Genomic DNA, 18187 nt, shown 5'->3' on the forward strand with positions numbered 1-18187 from the left:
GTTTTTATTTGCCCGGGCGTTTCGGCCAACCCCGGCCAACGCCAAGCTGGCATTACTTGCCGGACGGTACGCCCACCTTGGCACGCCGTGCCTTGACCGCATCGGCCAAGGTCTGCAGCATTTTCTCGGTGTCATCCCAACCGATACAGGCATCGGTAATGCTCTGGCCATAGGTCAGCTCGCAACCCGGCTTCAGGTCCTGACGGCCTTCCACCAGATGGCTTTCCACCATCACGCCAAAAATGTGCTGATCGCCAGCGGCCAGTTGCCCGGCCACATCGTCGGCCACTTCCATCTGGCGCTTGAAATCCTTGCGGCTGTTGGCATGGCTGAAGTCGATCATCAGCTTTTGCGGCAAGCCGACGGCGGCCAGTTCTGCCGCCGCCGCCTTGACGTGGGTAGCCGAATAATTCGGTTCCTTGCCACCGCGCAGGATGACATGGCAATCGGGGTTGCCACCGGTTTGCACAATGGCAGAATGGCCGGTTTTTGTCACCGACAGGAAGTGGTGCGGCTGACTGGCGGCGCGAATCGCATCCACGGCAATCTTCAGATTGCCATCGGTGCCGTTCTTGAAGCCCACCGGACAAGACAAGCCAGAGGCCAGTTCGCGGTGTACTTGGCTTTCCGTGGTACGGGCACCAATCGCCCCCCAGCTGATCAGGTCGGCAAAGTACTGCGGCGTGATCATGTCGAGGAATTCGGTCGCGGCTTAAGCATGCCCATATCGTTCAGCGTCAGCAGCAGGCGACGGGCAATACGCAGACCGGCGTTGATGTCATACGATTCATCCAGGGCGCGGATCGTTGATCAAGCCCTTCCAGCCAACCGTCGTACGCGGTTTTTCAAAGTACACCCGCATCACCACCACCAGCTCGTTCGACAGCTCGCGGCGTAGCTTCATCAGGCGCTCGGCATATTCGATCGCGCCTTGCGTATCGTGAATCGAACAGGGACCCACCACCACCAGCAGGCGATCGTCTTCGCCATGCAGCAGCGCGGAAATGTCACGACGGGTATGGTAGATCACGTCTGCCGCGGAAGAGGTAATCGGCAGCTCGTACAGGTGGGCAATCGGCGGCAATAATTCTTTGATATCACGAATTCGGACATCGTCGGTCTGGCGTTGCATGGGTGTCCCTATTGGTCTTCAGTTTCTACATTGCATGGCAGCAAGATACCCTTATTCCGCGCATGGCGACAACCCCCTCAACCAGCTGGAACAGCCGCTGCACGCGCCAAACGCCATAACATCCATCTATCACTGACTGGTACACAAACTATGTTAAGGAGAACCATTCAAAGCGGACGACGTTCCCTCTTCGTCAGGACCACTGAAGATCAGAATTCAGTGCCAATGAAGGGACGGCAAGAGCAGCCCGTTATTTGGATGCAAGCCGAGGTCAAACTACCGAGCCCCGCTTCTGCCTCTCCTCAATTCCCAGCGACATCTTTCTATCTCAATACGGGCATAAGCCAAGTTGGTAAACTCGAACTTGTTCAGGTATTCATTGCACAAGACCCGTTGAAGGAGTAAATAGAAGCATTCTGACTCATCTTGGCCAGTTCAATCTGTGGTAGCGCCCCCTACTAAATATATCCAGTTCAATATAGTTTTGCGGCAGGACTCTGTGCCGTTATCGGTGCTGATTACCTGTGAGAAGCTACATACTTAGGCATAAATCCGGAAAATATATGCCGTCAGCACAGCTCCTTGATGGCGTACCCCACTTTCGCTTCACACAAAAAACTGATAATTTTTCCTCAGAAAACGCTTGTCAACGTTCGGCCAAATTTATTAAAAACATTTAAACAAAATAAAAGATAACTCAATCATTAAAAACGCCATCAAAACACACGAGTTGATTTTTTTGATAAATTATATCTAATTTTTATTTTTTAATTTAATTAAAAACTCTCTAGACTCTATCGAGGAAAAATTAGATTGACATAATTTACAATAAATGTATTCGTTCTTTTCGACAAGTTTTTTAAACTCGTCACTAGACATATCTTTCCAGTGTGCTTTGCCAAAGACCACCTCAATTGTTAGAACACCCCCATCCATTATTACATCATCTGAACCACCATTACCAACCGTTTTATTTGATTCGGTATAATGACGTCCCTTATCGCTATCAAAACTACAAAATAATGTTGGCGCCTTAACCTGCCAAGATGGCATAAGCTTTACAATAACTCCACGGGTTGTCATTTTGAATTTAATGACTTCAACCGTTCTAATGAACGGCCATAAGCTATACCAATAAGCCACTAAAACCCACAAAGATAAAGCGCTCAAAAAAACTAATAAATAAAGCTTTTTACTGTATTTTCTAATATTTGCCAAGTAGTAACTCCTATAGAAGTTTTTGCTCGCATTGCTAATAGGATATGGGCGTGATCAACATCAACACCATCATTAATATCCGGGTCATTTGGCAATGGCCTTCTTCTTCCCTTAGGATTAAATCTCCCACCCACATTCGCAACCAGATTATCAAGTTCGAAATTATTTTTCGTATAGCCAAGGCTTTGTTGCACAAATCAGTTCAAGGCCGAGCCGCCCCAATGCCCAGACGGACTTATCCCATACGGACTGTTTGTGGCGTGCACAGTGCTGTGAAGCGATTCAGAATCGCTGCACAGATTTGAAGCTCCGCCACCTGCCGGTCAAAGTCCCGTGACTTAACTCGGTCTGCCAGCAATTTGAAACAGTGCATCTTCGTTTCGACCAGACTGCGGCGATGGTAGCCGCTCCACTTTTTCCAGAGTGTGCGCCCTAGATACTTCACTGAGCGTAGCGACTCATTTCGAGCCTGATTGCCCAGTGAACTCCCTTTCCAGAATTGGCCGTTTCTGCGCGGGGGAATGATGGCCGCCGCCCCACGCTCGGCAATCGCTGCGTGACATAGGCGTGTGTCGTACGCCCCATCCGTGGTCAGAGTCACCAGTCCCTCTGCCGCCGGAATTTGCGATAGCAGCTCTGGCAGCATCGTGGCATCTCCAGTGCGATTGTCGGTCATTTCCATTGCCCGGATTTCCAGCGTTTGCGCATCAATGCCCAAGTGCACCTTGCGCCATTGACGGCGGTAGTCAGCACCATGCCTTTTCACTTTCCACTCGCCTTCACCCATCATCTTGATGCCGGTGCTGTCCACCAAGAGATGCAGACAACCCTGCTTCTTCTGCACCGGAATGCGAACTTGCAGGTCCTTCTGACGGCGGGAAAGCGTACTGAAGTCGGGGACGGCCCAGTCAAGCCCAGCCGGGCGCAACATGCTTTCGACCATACCTGTGGCTTGCCGTAGCGCCAGACCAAAGAGGCATTTGATGGTGAGACAGAACTGGATGGCAGCATCGGAGAAAGTTGGCTGCCGTCCCCCGTTTGCCGGTAGCAGGTGCCAGCCAGTTCATGCCTTTGTCGAGCCAGAGAAGGAGCTGCCCTCGTTGCTTGAGGGATTGGTTGTAGGACTGCCAGTTGAGGGATTGGTTGTAGGACTGCCAGTTGATGGTTTGGTACTTGGGGGGAAGGGGCGTGCTCATGCTGTCATTCTACCGGACGGGCGCAAGCCCTGATTTGTGCAACAAAGCCCAACAAATCCGTATTTCTATATTTATTAGGTGTGAAACTTTATTCGATAAACGGGAATTTGATTGTTTCCCAAGCAGTCTGTTGATAGCCTTAAACCATACTCATGACCACGCTGAAGTGGGTATTTCATGGCTTTGGATATGTCAATGTAAGTATTTTCCTTAAATACGGGGCCCGAGTCGGGATACTCAGAGAAAACTAATTCAGAGATGCTTTCACCATTTTGGTTGTCTAAGGAAATAGCGCTGTATTCGCAATTTTTTTTGAATAAAATTACATGTCTGCCATGTAAAATTTCTATTGTTGCAAGTTTTTCTATTGGTCTGCCGTTCCATGCAGCTATTATCAAAACGAAAGTTGCAATTAATATAATTATTTTTTTCATACTAAATTCCATTGGGATTTAAGATCTCTTGGTCTACGAGTTGCATTGTCTATTTCTTCAAAAAAATTTTCCAATGTTTTCTCGTAAAAAAAGTTGACCTAATTCTTCTGTTTGATTTTTTTCCCATATAGCCATGATGTCCCATAATTTCACTTATGAAATAATCTGCAAGTATTTCAGCTTGTGATTCCATGTTGTATTCAAAAAAATCTTTTGGGGGGGTGCCCTTGTAAGTGTATGGATCTATCGAGCCAGCAATGTCTTTGCCGATTTCTTCGATTGATGTGGGCAGTAACTCAGAAATGGCCTCAATGATTTGAGCCACTCCTGTGGCTGGTGCATACGCTGCCCCACAGATTACGAGCAATCCACGGCTAAGTTTCTTCTTTCTTTGATACTGCCAAACATGTGATGTTTCGTGAATGAAATGATGCAAATCTCGTATGTCTAGCTGGCCTTTTATAATGGAAAAATCGTTCTTGTAGTTTTTTCAGGCATATACAACTCTCCCCATGGTGTCATGGACACTTGACCAGACTGCACACCGGAATGAGTTTTCCTTTATGTATTCTTACGAAACGATAGTCGATTGCGTTGCCAAAAAGCTTTTTGCAAAGCTCAATTTCACCTGAGGTAAGCTTCCGGCCATCATCCATGGATAGCTCTTTCTGACTATCTTTGGTAGTGTTGGTAGCGCCGTGGCTTTTTATAGTGCCAAGCATTAGTAGTCCCCTTCATCTAGTTTAATAACGGTAGACGGCAATATGTCAATGCTACTTATCTCTTCTGATTGTTTGGTATAGTGTCTGCCAGTAGCGCCCGCCTTATCCAGAGTACCCTCTTTTACTTGGTTATCAGCAAGTGTCATGCGATATTTGTAGCCACGATATAAATTCAGACTTTCGATACTGTTTATTTTGAACTTCTCATCATGAACATCTTTAGTGCCAAGAATCTTGGGGAAATCAAAGTTGAATCTAGCTAAGCCCACACAGTGTATGACTGGCCCCCTTCACACTCACCGAGCCCGGGCAGTGAATCTCGATGTTCCCCCCCCTTCAGCCGGATATAGCCGCCCCCGCTGGTCAGCAGGATTTCCGGCTGGCGGCAATCGTCACCTTGCCCTTACACGACGTAACGGTGACATCCTGGTCCGCCGTCAGCTCCATCTCCCCACTCTGTGCCTGCACCTGTACCTTGCCTTTGGCCGCGATCAGCTTCAGCGCCACCTTGTCCTTCACCCCCGCCACAAACAGGCTGATGTGCTGGCCGACGTTGTGCAGCCAGCGGCGACCGGTGGTGTGGTTGCTGTCGCGCTGGGCGATCAGGTTAAGGTTGGTGCTTAGGCGCTGAGGGTCTGGCTTTGTTCACTGGCACTGGCGATACCGGCCGGGCCGGACAGGATGAGTAACGGTTGCTGACCGCTTTGGTCTTTGGCGGTCTTGCCCTCTTTATCGGTGTTGCTGCTTACTTCCCGGGCTTTGAGGGCCGCGACGTGGTGTTGCAGGTGGCCGCTGTCTTTCTTTCCGGCGGCGCTGTTGTCCGGATTGATGGCCTCCGGCCCGGTTTCCATGCGGTCGGCCAACTGGGCGCTGGCGGTGTCGGCCAGTGCTTTGGCTCAGGTTGAGGGCGGCATCGAGCTGGCTTTGCACGTGTTCCCGTGCCAGCTGTGGGTAAGCGGCCCCGTTCTGTGCCTCGGTCGTGAGCAGCAGACCGTGGGCGGCGCGGATCGCGCCGTGCTGGTCGGTCCGCAGTTCGAAGCCGTTACCGCGCGGCTGGGCTTTGCCGTTCGTGCGCGGCTGGGTCAGAAAGCCCTGGTTGAGCTGGGTCTTGCCGGATTCGCTGCTGAGTTTGGCCCGCACTTCGCCGGGGGTGTCGTCGAACAGCAGTTCGTTGTATTGCCCACCCTGATGTTCTTTCGACTTGATGCCGGACAGGGTCTTGTTGGCTTAAGCAGGGCACCGGCGCCGCTAAAGGCCGGGGTGGCATGACTACCGTTGTACAGCACGCCCACAATCACCGGGCGGTCGATGTCGCCTTCGATGAAGTCGACCAGCACTTCCTGACCGATGCGCGGAATGAACTGGTGCCCCCAGCTAAGCGCCAGCCGAGGGCATGGCCACCCGTAGCCAGCAGGAGGACTGGTCATCGAGATTGGCGCCGAGGGTCGGGTGTTCGTCTGGCCGCTGCCAGTGGAACTGCACCTTGATGCGCCCCGGGCATCGGTATACACCTCCTCACCGGCCGGGCCGACCACCGTGGCGGTCTGTACCCCCGGGAGGTCGGTCGGGCCAGCTCGCTGTGTGCATACGCTGGCGTCAGCGGCAGACCGCGCCGCTGGGCGGTGAATTCGGTCTCGAACGGCGACTTGGCCGCATCCGCCTCGGGTTGGCCGATCAGGCCGGACAGCGCCCCCTGCAGGTCGACGGGCAGGTTGTTACGCGCCCGGAAGGTCTGCCGGGTGACGACGAATTCACGCTGTTCACGGCTGTCCCCCCTCGGTACGGAGGGGCTGCTGCAGACCAGGTAGATGCGTATTTATGCCACCCGGCCAGCCGCTCAGATACGCTGATGAAAAGCAACGAAGCAGCAAAGATTCTTTACTACTGCTGTAATCAGGTGGCCGGTCTAATCTGTAATACCCAATCCATTTAATGCTTATTGCTTGATGATAAAGCAAACAAAAAGCGCCCCCGCATTGCGGATGGCGCTTATCAAGCTAACAACCGGGGCGTTTTAGTCGGCGTACTGGCGTTTCATGCGTTCGCGGCGTTCCTGAGCTTCCACCGACAATGAAGCCGTCGGACGAGCCAGCAAACGCTTCAGGCCGATCGGCTCACCGGTGTCTTCGCAGAAACCGTAGGAGCCGTCATCGATCAGGCGCAGGGTGGCCTGGATCTTTTGCAGCAGTTTGCGTTCACGATCGCGCGTGCGCAGTTCCAGCGCGTATTCTTCTTCCAACGTGGCGCGGTCGGCAGGGTCCGGCGTGGCTTCCTGCTCCTGCAGATGGTTGGCAGTGGCGTTGGCGTTATGGAGCAACTCCTGCTGCATCTGCAGTAACCGCTCCTTGAAGAACTCAAGGTGGTCGGCGTTCATGTAATCGTCGCCGTCCCAGTTGAGGATATCTTGTTCGGTCAGCTTGGCCATAATTGGTGCTTCCAGCATAGAGTTGGCAACAGGCGGAGAAGATTACCGGCGGCATGATGTTTGTGCAACTGTCTTGTCAGACATCATGCAGCAAAAGCCCCTGCTGCTGACATTGTGTATAGCTCATCAGGCCCGTGCTACAAGGATTTCTCGCAACAAAAAGGCGGCTTGCGCCGCCTTGCCTGATATTGCTTGTCCTGCTTATTTCAGGGACAGGATCCACTTAACCAGCGTTTTCACGTCGGCGTCTTTGACTTGGGTGTTCGGCGGCATCGGAACCGGACCCCATACGCCGCTACCACCGGCCTTGACCTTGGCAACCAGCTTGGCTTCGGCGCCAGCCCGGCCTTTGTATTTCTTGGCAACGTCTTTGTATGCCGGGCCCACTACCTTCTTGTCAACAGAGTGACAGGACAGGCAGTTGTTTTTCTGGGCCAGTTGCAGGTTGGCCATCGCCGGAGCGGCCATGGAACCCAATACCAGCGCAGCAAGCAGAGTTTTTTTCATCACGAATCTCCCGGTTATTGAAGCCATATCGCCACCCTAAACCAAACGGCGGCAATAAAGCATGATAAATAATCACATTTGCTAGATGGAGACCTTGAGTTGAGTCAAAAAGGTCACATCCAGCGTGCTTACAACCAACAACAACACCTGAATAATCAGCAACACAATCAGCGGAGACAAATCCACCCCGCCCACCTGAAAGCGGCGGAACGGTCGCAGATACGGCCGGGTGAGGGCGTCGAGGATGGGCGACAGCGCGTGGTAAGGATTGACCCAGCTCATGACCGCCTGCACGATTACCGCGCCCATCAGCAGGGTCAGCGACTGGCGGAACACCTCCAGCAGCGCGCGCAACACCAGTGCAACCCAGACCGGGGCAGGGCAAAGATATCCGGCACGGAATTGATCGCCGCCACCAGCACCCCGGCCAGCAGGCTCACCGCCCGTGCCAGCACCATGGTGGCGGTATCGTAGCCGTGAATGGACGGTAACAGCTTGCGCGTCGGCAGGACGGCAAAGTTGGTCACCGCCATGACAAACTGACACAGCGGATGTTTGAACGGGGCGCGTGCCACTTGCAGGTAAAAACGCAGCAGCAGGACCAGCACAAACAGCCGGGACAGGGTTTCGATCAGAAATTGCAGGATATCGAGCAGCATGTTCAATCCCGGCTCAGTTGTTGACCCAGCTCGATGGAACGATCGCGACAGTCCAGCGCCCCGGCAACGATGGCCGCTTTGACGCCTTCGGCTTCAAAACGCTGGATCGCGCGCTCGGTGGTGCCGCCTTTGGACATCACGTTCTGACGCAGGGTCGCAACCGGCAACGGGCTTTGCCGCGCCAATTCCAGCGCGCCATCGAAGGTGGCCAATACCAGTCGGCGTGCTTCGTCGGCGGAAAAACCGACTTGCTGTGCGCCTTCGATCATGCTTTCGATGAAATAGAACACATAGGCCGGGCCGCTGCCGGAGACGCTGGTAATGTCATCGATGCCGCTTTCTTCCGGCAGCCAGACGGTAATACCAGCGGCCTGCATAATGGTTTCGGCAGCCCCTGGCGGTCGCTTTCGGCCAACCCTGCCGGAGCGTACAGCCCGGCCACACCCTTGCCCACCATGGCTAAGCGTATTGGGCATGACGCGGACGATACGCTCGGTTTGCAGCCAGTGCGCCAGCGCCTCGATCCGGATACCGGCGGCAATCGACACCACCTGCGCGCCGTTCAGGCGCGAGGCCAGTTGCAGACAAATTTCCTTGAGCTGTTGCGGCTTGACGGCGAGCACCACCACGTCGCTGGCGGTAAAGCTGTCCGGCAGGTCATGGCTGCCGACGGCACCGAACTCGCGGTAAAGGTAAGTCAACTTGTCGGCGTTGGGATCGACCACGTGCAGGGAGTGACCGCCCTGTTTAACCAGGCCGCCGATGATGGCGGTTGCCATGTTGCCGCCGCCGATGAAGGTAATCTGCATGCTGTTTTCCTCTCTGGTTCCGGCCAGCGAGACCGGAAATAGGCAACCGGCAAGCCGGTTGCAATCGTCAATGATAGTTCCGGGCGCCAAAAATGGCCGAGCCGACGCGCACCAGCGTCGCGCCCTCGTGCACGGCCAGCGCCATGTCGGCCGACATGCCCATGGACAAGGTATCCAGTGCCGGGCCATCCGCCTGCAACTGCTGGAAAATCGTCCGCAACAGGGCAAACTGCGCCGCCAACCGCGAGGCGTCCTCGGTGGGTTCGGGAATGCACATCAGGCCGCGCAGGCGCAAATGCGGCAGGGCCGCCACGGCTTGGGCCAGTGCACGTGCCTCCGCCGGAGCGCAGCCGCTTTTGCTGGCTTCGCCGGAAACGTTGACCTGTACGCAGACGTTGAGCAGAGCCAGTTCCGGTGGACGCTGCGCCGATAGCCGCTCGGCAATCTTCAGCCGCTCCACCGAGTGCACCCAGTGTGCGGTTTGTGCCACCGGCCGGGTTTTATTGGATTGCAATGGCCCGATGAAGTGCCACTCGATGGCCAGATCGGCCAATTCCTGCGCCTTGCTTTCCAGCTCCTGCACGTAGTTTTCGCCAAACGCGCGTTGCCCGTCAGCATACGCCTCGCGGATCGCCGCCGCCGGGAAGGTTTTGCTCACGGCGAGCAGCGTTACACTGCCAGCGGGCCGTCCGGCTTCCTGTTCGGCCAACGTGAGGCGCTGCCGTACGGCCTGCAGTGCTTGAGGGATTGATGAGGTCATGAAATGTCCTTGCCAGCGGCAATACGTGCCGGTTTGCCACGCCACGTGCCCGGCGTGATGCGTTGATACCACATGCCATACCCACGGCACGCCGCTTGCGCTTACAATCGGATTGAATAATGCCGGTCAGGCACCTGCCAGCTATCGTGGAGAATTATATGGAAATTTCCGAGCTCTTGGCGTTTACCGTCAAGAACAAGGCATCCGACTTGCACCTGTCGGCCGGGCTGCCACCGATGATTCGCGTCAACGGCGATATCCGCCGCATCAACCTGCCGCCGCTGGATCACCATGATGTGCACGACATGGTGTACGACATCATGAACGACTACCAGCGCAAGACCTTTGAAGACACGCTGGAATGCGACTTTTCGTTTGAACTGCCCGGCATCGCCCGTTTCCGTGTCAACTCCTTCGTGCAGAACCGCGGGATGGGTTCGGTATTCCGCGTGATTCCCTCCAAGGTGCTGACGCTCGAGCAACTGGGCGCGCCAAAGATTTTCCGAGGACATTTCCAGCTATCCGCGCGGGCTGGTGCTGGTCACCGGGCCGACCGGCTCTGGTAAATCCACCACGCTGGCAGCGATGGTGGACTACGTCAACGACAATCAGTTTTCCCACATCCTGACAGTGGAAGACCCAATCGAATTCGTGCACGACAGCAAGAAGAGCCTGATCAACCAGCGTGAACTGGGACAGCAGACGCACAGCTTTGCGGCAGCGTTGCGCAGCGCGCTGCGCGAAGACCCGGACGTCATCCTAGTGGGCGAATTGCGCGATCTGGAAACCATCCGTCTGGCGCTAACCGCCGCCGAAACCGGTCACCTGGTCTTTGGCACGCTGCACACCAGCTCAGCCGCCAAAACCATCGACCGTATCGTCGACGTGTTCCCGGCAGGCGAGAAGGAAATGGTGCGCTCGATGTTGTCCGAATCGATCCGCGCGGTCATTTCGCAAACGCTGCTCAAGACCAAGGAAGGCAACGGCCGCGTGGCGGCGCACGAGATCATGATCGGCACGTCAGCCATCCGTAACCTGATCCGCGAGAACAAGATCGCGCAGATCAACTCGATGATCCAGACCGGCCAGCAGTACGGCATGCAGACGCTGGACCAGTGTTTGCAGGAGTTGGTGCGTCGTAACGTGGTGAGCCCGCTAGAAGCGCGCATCAAGGCGGCCAACAAGGACGCATTCTAACGGCCTTAAGCCGCGTCCGCCCGTTACGCACAGGGAGAATTCCAGATGGAAAAAGACCAGGCCTCCAAGTTTATTCACGACCTGCTCACTCACGCCGTCGGCAAGAATGCGTCGGACGTTTTCATTTCCGCCGACTTTCCCCCGGCGATGAAGATCGACGGCAAGATCACCCCGGTATCGCCACAACCGCTATCGGCCCAGCACACCAAGGAGCTGGTGCGCTCGGTGATGAACGACCGCCAGACCGAAGAGTTCGAATCGAAAAAGGAAGCCAACTTCGCCATCAACCCGCCGGGCATCGGCCGTTTCCGCGTCAGCGCCTTCATCCAGCAGGGGGCGGCGGGCATGGTGTTGCGCAAGATCAACACCGAGATTCCGCACTTTGACGAGCTGAACATGCCGGACGTGCTGCGTGATATCGCCATGATCAAGCGCGGCCTGGTGATCTTTGTCGGCGGTACCGGTTCCGGTAAATCCACCTCGCTGGCGGCGCTGGTGGACTGGCGCAACAGCAATGCGCAAGACCACATCATCACCATCGAAGACCCGATCGAATTTGTCCATCAGCACAAGAAGAGCATCGTTACCCAGCGTGAAATCGGCGTGGATACCGAGAGCTGGGATGTGGCGCTGAAGAACACGCTGCGCCGGGCACCGGACGTGATCCTGATGGGTGAAATCCGCGACCGCGAGACCATGGGCTACGCCCTGCAGTTTGCCGAAACCGGCCACTTGTGTCTGGCCACGCTGCACGCCAACAACTCCAACCAGGCGCTGGACCGCATCCTCAACTTCTTCCCGGAAGAACGCCACCAGCAGGTGCTGATGGATTTGTCGCTCAACATGCGCGCAATCATTTCCCAGCGGTTGTTGCCGAAGAAAACCGGCAAAGGCCGTATCGCGGCGGTGGAGATTCTGCTCAACACGCCGCTGATCTCCGACATGATCTTCAAGGGCGAAATTGCCGGGCTGAAGGAGGTAATGTCGCGCTCGCGTGAAAGCGGCATGCAGACCTTCGACCAATCGCTGTTCGACTTGTACGAAGCTGGATCAGCTATGAAGATGCGCTGCGCAATGCCGACTCGATCAACGACCTGCGTCTGAAAATCAAGCTGTACGGCGAAGACGCCAAAACCCGCGACCCGATGGATGGCATCGGCCATCTCGACATCGTCTGAGCCGCCGCACGGGCAGTGCGCGTCCGGCTTCGGCCAACCTCAGTCGGCCTCGCACCGGCTGAGGTTGTTTCTGGCAGTCTGGCCGGGCGAGGCGACCCACAAAAAACTGCGGGCCGCGCAATCCGCCCTGCAGCAACAGGTAGCGGGGCGACCGGTCAAGCCAGCGTTGTGGCACCTGACGCTGGCGTTTCTTGGTGATGTTCCTGCCCAGCGCCTGACGGCGCTCACCACGGCGCTGGCGCCACTGGCCAGACAGCATGCCGCGTTGTGTTTGCACTTCAACCGTTGTGGCAGCTGGCGCAACGGTATCGGTTATCTGGCGCCTGCACACACGCCGGCGAGCCTGCTGGCACTGGTGCATGCCATCCGTCAGCAGCTGCACGTCTGCGGCATTGCCAGCGACTCGCGCCATTACACGCCGCACCTGACACTGTTGCGCCATACCCGTGAGGTGCTGGCACCCCAACCGGTTCCGGCCATCGACTACCGGCTGGATCATCTGGCGCTGGTACAGTCCACGCTGGGGCCGCACGGGGCACATTACCGGCAATTGGCCCGCTGGCCGCTGGGGCATAGCCAGACATGAAAAAGCCACCGCAATGCGGTGGCTTTGCTAACGCCAGACAGGTTGGCCGAACACTGACGGCGACCAACCCGATGCGTCGTACGATCAGTGTTGCAGGATCTTGGACAGGAACTGGCGCGCACGCTCGGAGCGGGCGTTGATGTTGCCGAAAAATTCCTCGGTTGCGCAGTCTTCCACGATGCAACCACGGTCCATGAAGATCACGCGGTTGGCCACGCGGCGGGCAAAGCCCATTTCGTGCGTGACGCACATCATGGTCATGCCTTCCTGTGCCAGTTCCACCATCACATCCAGCACTTCGTTGACCATTTCCGGATCCAGTGCCGAAGTCGGTTCGTCAAACAGCATGGCAATCGGGTCCATCGCCAGCGCACGGGCGATGGCGACGCGTTGCTGCTGACCACCGGAGAGCTGGCCGGGGAACTTGTCGGCATGCGCTTTCAGACCGACGCGCTCCAGCAGCTTCAGCCCCTTGGCCATGGCTTCGTCACGGCTGCGGCCCAGCACCTTGATCTGGGCAATGGCCGGGTTCTCGGTGATGGACAGATGCGGGAACAGCTCGAAGTGCTGGAACACCATGCCGACGCGGCTGCGCAGCTTGGGCAAGTTGGTCTTGGGATCGCCCACCGAGATACCGTCCACGATGATGTCGCCCTTCTGGAACGGCTCCAGCGCGTTGACGGTCTTGATCAGCGTGGATTTACCCGAGCCGGACGGCCCGCACACCACGACCACTTCGCCTTTTTTCACGTCGGTGGTGCAATCGGTCAGCACCTGAAAGTCGCCATACCATTTGCTGACGTGCTGGATAGAGATCATTGCGCTCATACTGCCAACCTTTTCTGCAAGCGCTTCACCGCAATGGAAGCGCCAAAACTGATCACGAAGTACACCGCGCTTAAGCAAAAATCAGAAACTCATGCGGCAAACCGATGATGTCACCCTTGGAGCGGGCCGTGTTGAGGAAGTCCATGAGACCGACCGCATACACCAGCGAGGTATCCTGAAACAGGATGATGGATTGCTGCAATAACAGCGGCATCATCTTGCGGAACGCCTGCGGCAGGATCACCAGACGCATCGCCTGTGCATAAGTCATGCCCAGCGCGTAGGCGGCATTGATCTGCCCCTTGGCAATGGACTGGATACCGGCACGCACGATCTCCGAGAAATACGCCGCCTCGAACATCACGAACGCCACCAGGCAGGAGGTAAACGCCCCCACCGGCTCCAGATTGCCGGTGATCCAGCTGATGATCATCGGCACCACCAGATAGAACCAGGAAATCACCAGCAGCAACGGGATGGAACGGAAAATATTGACGTAGTAACGCGCCAGCCGCGACAACACAGGCTGACTGGACAGGCGCGCCAGTGCCAATAACGTCCCCAGCACGACCCCAGCTTACCACCGCCATGCCCAACAGCTTGAGCGTCAGCATCATGCCATCGGCCATGCCGGGCAGCGCCGGACCAATCTGACTGAAATCGAAGGCCATTATTTGCTTCCTCCCATCATGCCGGGGATGCGTACCCGGCGCTCGATCCAGCCCATCAGGCCCATCAGGCTCATGTTGAGCACAAAGTAGATGAGCGTGGCCAGCGTGAAGGCTTCAAAGATGTTGGCCGAAAACTCTGCCGTCTGCTTGGTCTGAGCCAGCAGCTCCATCAGGCCGATCAGCGAGGCCACCGACGAGTTCTTGAAGATATTGAGGAACTCGCTGGTCAGTGGCGGAATGATGATGCGAAACGCCTGCGGCAACAGCACATGGCGATACACCTGCGGCAGGGTGAAACCCATCGCCAGCGCGGCATTACCTTGTCCTTTGGGCAGCGCCTGAATGCCGGTACGCACCTGTTCACACACCCGAGCGGCGGTAAACAGCCCCAGACACACCACGACCGACAGGAACGCCGAGGTTGCCGGGCTAAGATCCTGTTTGAACCAGACCTGCAGCGGTTCGGGCAACAGATCGGGCACCGGGAAGTACCAGACAAACAGCTGAACCAGCAGCGGCACGTTGCGGAACAGCTCGACATAAGCGGTCGCGACCGTGGACAGCAGACGGTTCGGCACCGTACGCATCACCCCCAGCACCGAGCCGAGCAGCAGCGCGATAACCCAACCGGCCAGCGATACGGCCAGCGTCCAGCCCGAGCCCGTGATGAACCAGTTGAGGTAGATTTCGCTGCCAACACCGGTGGACTGGAAGAAGATGCCCCAGTTCCAGTTGTAATTCATGCAAACCTCCAATGAAAAAGGGACGCGAGCGCCATCCGCCGCCGGGCACGCCAGATGGCGCACAACCGGCAGCCGGAGCGCCGGTGGGCGCCCCTTCAGTCGTCAGGCTTTGTCAGCAACGCCGGGTTACTCGGCAGCCTTGTCGGTCGGCTTGGCAATCAGGGTCTTGAACTCGTTGGACATCGGGAAGTTTAGGTTCAGGCCTTTAGGCGGTACCGGATGCTGGAACCACTTGCTGTACAGTTTCTTCACTTCGCCAGACTTGTAGGTGGCTTTCAGCGCATCATCCACTACCTTCTTGAAGGCCGGGTCGCCCTTGCGCATCATGCAGCCGTAAATTTCAAACGATTGCGGCTTGCCGGTGACCACCCAGTTGGCCGGGTTCTTGGCCTTGACCATTTCGCCATACAGCAGCACATCGTCCATCATGAATGCGGCGGCACGGCCGGATTCCAGCATCAGGAACGATTCGCCGTGGTCCTTGGCGGAGATGATGTTCATGCCCATTTGTTTTTCGGCATTCATCGCCTTCAACAGACGCTCGGAGGTGGTCCCGGCCGTGGTGACGACGTTTTTGCCTTTCAGGTTCGGGAAGTCTTTGATGCCGGAATTCTTGGCGGTCAGCAGACGGGTGCCAACTTCAAAGATGCCCACGGAGAAGGCGACTTGTTTCTGGCGTTCCACGTTGTTGGTGGTGGAACCACATTCCAGATCGACCGTACCGTTTTGTACCAGCGGGATGCGGGTCTGCGAGGTCACCAGGTTGTAGCGCACCTTCAGGTTCGGCATCTTCAGTTCTTTTTTCACCTGCTCGGCCACTTTATTGGCCGGGTCAACCGAGTAGCCAATCGGCTTCTGGCTGTTGTCGAGGTAAGAGAACGGGATGGAGGAGTCGCGGTTACCCAGCACGATGGTGCCGGATTCCTTGATCTTTTTCAGGGTGCCGGTCAGTTCGGCGGCCATCAACGGGGTAGCGGCCAGTGCCGACAGCGTAGCGGCGCAAATGAGACGGGTGCAAAAACGCATGACAGTTTCTCCTTTGATACAGGGGGACAAGGCTGTGCCAGCCACGGCATCGGTCATTGGCCATCCCTCCGGCCGACTCGCAACGAAAACGTAGCAAGAGCCGGACGTGACGGTGGCCACATTTCAACGATTGTTAATAATGGTTAGCACAAGCCATCTGTTTCGGCCAACCCTGGTCGGGCTGGCCGCGAACAACTTCGGGGTACGTCAGTTATTCATGGGCGTCAGTAACTGGCGCAGGAACTGTTTGGCACGGTCGTGCTGCGGATTGAGGAAAAACTCCTCGGGAGGGGCTTCTTCAAGAATCTGGCCGTGATCAACAAAAATCACCCGGTCGGCCACTTCGCGGGCAAATCCCATTTCGTGGGTCACCACCATCATGGTCATGCCGGATTCGGCAAGGTCTTTCATCACCTTGAGCACTTCGCCGATCATTTCCGGATCGAGGGCCGAGGTGGGTTCATCAAACAGCATCACCTTGGGCTGCATGGCCAGACCACGGGCAATGGCAACGCGCTGCTGCTGGCCACCGGACAATTGCGCCGGGAAGGCATTTTGCTTGTGTGCCGTGCCAACACGCTCCAGCAGCTGCACCGCCAGTTTCTCCGCCGCGGCCTTGTCCATTTTCTTGACCGCAATGGGCGAGAGGGTGATGTTGTCCAGCACCGACAAGTGCGGGTACAAGTTGAAATGCTGGAATACGAAGCCGACTTCGGCGCGCAGGGCGTTAAGGTTGGTCTTGGGGTCTGCCACGTTTTTGCCGTTCACCCAGATCTCGCCGTCGTTAATGCTTTCCAGCTGGTTGGCGGTACGGATCAGGGTGGATTTGCCGGAGCCGGAGGGGCCGCAGACCACCACCACTTCACCGGCTTGCACGTGCAGGTTGATGCCGTTCAGGACATGCAGATCCTTGAACCATTTGTGCACGTTGATAAAACGTATCATGACTTCCCTTCCCACCTTTGTAACTCGATATTACCGTCTCTTGTGGATGGACGGCCCAAGACTTTCCTGCCGGGGATGTTGGCCGGAAAGCCAGTGATTGTGTGATGCAATTGTCGCCAGCGCAAGCCGCAATGCAACATAATCGCTTGATTGTTATGGCGCTTTGCTGGCCGCTGCAGCCAGATAATTGGCCAGCCGCACGTAATCGGCCACGGCCACGTTTTCCGGCTTAAGCAACCCGGGTCGAGGGCCAGCGCGGCAAAACCGGCATCGTCCAGCACGCCCTTGAGGTTATTGCGCAGCGTTTTGCGCCGCTGGGCAAACGCCTTGATCACCGTGGCTTCCAGCAACGCTTCATCCTGCGCCACGCCGCAGCGCCCCGGCGCCGAAGCATCATGCGCACCACGGCCGAATCCACCTTCGGAGGCGGCCAGAACGCTTCCGGCGGTACATGCAGGATGTGTTCCATCTCGAAACGGTACTGCAACATTACGCTCAGGCGACCGTAGTCCGGCGTCGAGGGTTCGGCCAACATGCGATCAACCACTTCCTTTTGCAGCATGAAGTGCATGTCGATGACGCGTTGGCCGAAACTGGCCAGATGAAACAGCAGCGGTGTGGAAATGTTATAGGGCAGGTTGCCGACGATCTTGATCGGCCCGGTGCCCACGCTGGCAAAATCAAAAGCCAGCGCATCGCCTTCGTGGATGGTCAGCCGGTCCGGCGCAAACTCGCTACGCAGGCGGCTGATGATGTCGCGGTCGATTTCCACCACGTGCAGATGCTTGAGACGCTGCAGCAACGGGCGGGTGATCGCCCCCGGTGCCGGGGCCGATTTCGATGACGGTGTCGTCGGGCTGCGGATTGACCGCATGAACGATGTTGTCGATCACGCTGGCATCCTGCAGAAAATTCTGCCCGAAGCGCTTGCGGGGTATGTGCTGGTTCATGGAAATTCAATGTGTTGGCTGGGGCGATTGTAAACTGCCGGACAAGACCTGTGCCAATTGTTGTGGCGGAAAACCGGCATTTTATGCAGATGAAATCAGGCGGGTGGCGGGCGGGCCGCGTCAGGCTTCAATGCGGCCGCCAGAACAACACCCCCAGTGCCAGAACCGCATAACGCGCCGCCTTGCCGACGGTGAGCCAGA

At 56.5% G+C, this 18187-nt stretch carries 16 protein-coding genes and 6 pseudogenes; 3 read left to right on the top strand and 19 right to left on the bottom strand.

Annotation, left to right across the window (positions count from 1 at the left end; genetic code table 11):
- Positions 1–52 precede the first annotated feature (52 nt).
- The 13 genes and pseudogenes from GKE73_RS09175 to GKE73_RS09235 form a co-directional block, all read right to left on the bottom strand.
- Positions 53–1132: pseudogene (locus GKE73_RS09175) on the bottom strand (3-deoxy-7-phosphoheptulonate synthase).
- Positions 1133–1885: 753 nt separating this feature from the next.
- On the bottom strand, positions 1886–2350 hold the full coding sequence (locus GKE73_RS09180) for a hypothetical protein (RefSeq protein WP_230369823.1): 465 nt from the start codon (positions 2348–2350) through the stop codon (positions 1886–1888).
- Entirely contained in the window at positions 2308–2544 is a 237-nt protein-coding gene (locus tag GKE73_RS09185) for a hypothetical protein (protein ID WP_230369824.1), read from the bottom strand. The genes GKE73_RS09180 and GKE73_RS09185 overlap by 43 nt, the downstream gene beginning before the upstream one ends.
- A 41-nt stretch (positions 2545–2585) precedes the next feature.
- Positions 2586–3546 (bottom strand): annotated as a pseudogene (locus tag GKE73_RS09190) (IS5 family transposase).
- A gap of 74 nt (positions 3547–3620) precedes the next feature.
- Entirely contained in the window at positions 3621–3980 is a 360-nt protein-coding gene (locus GKE73_RS09195; RefSeq protein WP_230369825.1) for a hypothetical protein, read from the bottom strand.
- A 49-nt stretch (positions 3981–4029) separates the two neighbouring features.
- Complete coding sequence (locus GKE73_RS09200) at positions 4030–4416, bottom strand: hypothetical protein (protein WP_230369826.1); 387 nt, start codon at positions 4414–4416, stop codon at positions 4030–4032.
- A 550-nt stretch (positions 4417–4966) separates the two neighbouring features.
- Positions 4967–6476, bottom strand: a pseudogene (locus GKE73_RS09205) (DUF2345 domain-containing protein); the annotation flags it as partial.
- A 240-nt stretch (positions 6477–6716) separates the two neighbouring features.
- Positions 6717–7127 carry an RNA polymerase-binding protein DksA gene (gene dksA / locus GKE73_RS09210; RefSeq protein ID WP_230369827.1) on the bottom strand — a complete coding sequence of 137 codons (411 nt, stop codon included), beginning with the start codon at positions 7125–7127 and terminating at the stop codon, positions 6717–6719.
- A gap of 201 nt (positions 7128–7328) precedes the next feature.
- Positions 7329–7634 (bottom strand): c-type cytochrome, encoded by a 306-nt coding sequence (locus tag GKE73_RS09215; RefSeq protein WP_230369828.1) that lies wholly within the window; start codon positions 7632–7634, stop codon positions 7329–7331.
- Between the two features lie 81 nt (positions 7635–7715).
- Positions 7716–7988 (bottom strand): YggT family protein, encoded by a 273-nt coding sequence (locus GKE73_RS09220; protein WP_230369829.1) that lies wholly within the window; start codon positions 7986–7988, stop codon positions 7716–7718.
- The gene (locus tag GKE73_RS09225; RefSeq protein WP_230369830.1) at positions 7952–8293 is read right to left on the bottom strand and encodes a YggT family protein; all 342 of its coding nucleotides are present in this window, start codon (positions 8291–8293) and stop codon (positions 7952–7954) included. Before GKE73_RS09225 ends, GKE73_RS09220 begins: the two co-directional genes overlap by 37 nt.
- A 2-nt stretch (positions 8294–8295) precedes the next feature.
- Positions 8296–9102, bottom strand: a complete 807-nt coding sequence (gene proC / locus GKE73_RS09230; protein WP_230369831.1) for a pyrroline-5-carboxylate reductase — start codon at positions 9100–9102, stop codon at positions 8296–8298.
- A 67-nt stretch (positions 9103–9169) separates the two neighbouring features.
- The gene (locus GKE73_RS09235) at positions 9170–9862 is read right to left on the bottom strand and encodes a YggS family pyridoxal phosphate-dependent enzyme (protein ID WP_230371447.1); all 693 of its coding nucleotides are present in this window, start codon (positions 9860–9862) and stop codon (positions 9170–9172) included.
- 158 nt (positions 9863–10020) lie between these two features.
- On the opposite strand from GKE73_RS09235, the pseudogene GKE73_RS09240 reads away from it, so the two are divergent.
- The 3 genes and pseudogenes from GKE73_RS09240 (at position 10021) to thpR (ending at position 12823) form a co-directional block, all read left to right on the top strand.
- Positions 10021–11059 (top strand): annotated as a pseudogene (locus tag GKE73_RS09240) (type IV pilus twitching motility protein PilT).
- Between the two features lie 45 nt (positions 11060–11104).
- Positions 11105–12237: pseudogene (locus GKE73_RS09245) on the top strand (PilT/PilU family type 4a pilus ATPase).
- On the top strand, positions 12209–12823 hold the full coding sequence (gene thpR, locus GKE73_RS09250; RefSeq protein ID WP_230369832.1) for an RNA 2',3'-cyclic phosphodiesterase: 615 nt from the start codon (positions 12209–12211) through the stop codon (positions 12821–12823). The pseudogene GKE73_RS09245 and the gene thpR overlap by 29 nt, the downstream one beginning before the upstream one ends.
- Before the next feature lie 84 nt (positions 12824–12907).
- On the opposite strand, the gene GKE73_RS09255 is transcribed toward thpR, so the two are convergent.
- The 6 genes and pseudogenes from GKE73_RS09255 to rsmA form a co-directional block, all read right to left on the bottom strand.
- Positions 12908–13642 (bottom strand): amino acid ABC transporter ATP-binding protein, encoded by a 735-nt coding sequence (locus GKE73_RS09255; RefSeq protein WP_230371448.1) that lies wholly within the window; start codon positions 13640–13642, stop codon positions 12908–12910.
- Positions 13643–13721: 79 nt separating this feature from the next.
- Positions 13722–14219, bottom strand: a complete 498-nt coding sequence (locus GKE73_RS09260) for an ABC transporter permease subunit (RefSeq protein WP_230369833.1) — start codon at positions 14217–14219, stop codon at positions 13722–13724.
- Positions 14220–14321: 102 nt separating this feature from the next.
- Positions 14322–15065, bottom strand: coding sequence for an amino acid ABC transporter permease (locus GKE73_RS09265; protein WP_230369834.1), 744 nt, complete (start codon positions 15063–15065; stop codon positions 14322–14324).
- A gap of 126 nt (positions 15066–15191) precedes the next feature.
- Positions 15192–16091, bottom strand: coding sequence for a glutamate/aspartate ABC transporter substrate-binding protein (locus tag GKE73_RS09270; protein WP_280954857.1), 900 nt, complete (start codon positions 16089–16091; stop codon positions 15192–15194).
- Positions 16092–16298: 207 nt separating this feature from the next.
- Complete coding sequence (locus GKE73_RS09275) at positions 16299–17036, bottom strand: amino acid ABC transporter ATP-binding protein (RefSeq protein WP_230369835.1); 738 nt, start codon at positions 17034–17036, stop codon at positions 16299–16301.
- A gap of 153 nt (positions 17037–17189) precedes the next feature.
- Positions 17190–17929: pseudogene (gene rsmA, locus GKE73_RS09280) on the bottom strand (16S rRNA (adenine(1518)-N(6)/adenine(1519)-N(6))-dimethyltransferase RsmA).
- Positions 17930–18187 lie beyond the last annotated feature (258 nt).

The organism is Paludibacterium denitrificans, assembly GCF_009707705.1.
GTDB classification, from domain to species: domain Bacteria; phylum Pseudomonadota; class Gammaproteobacteria; order Burkholderiales; family Chromobacteriaceae; genus Paludibacterium_A; species Paludibacterium_A denitrificans.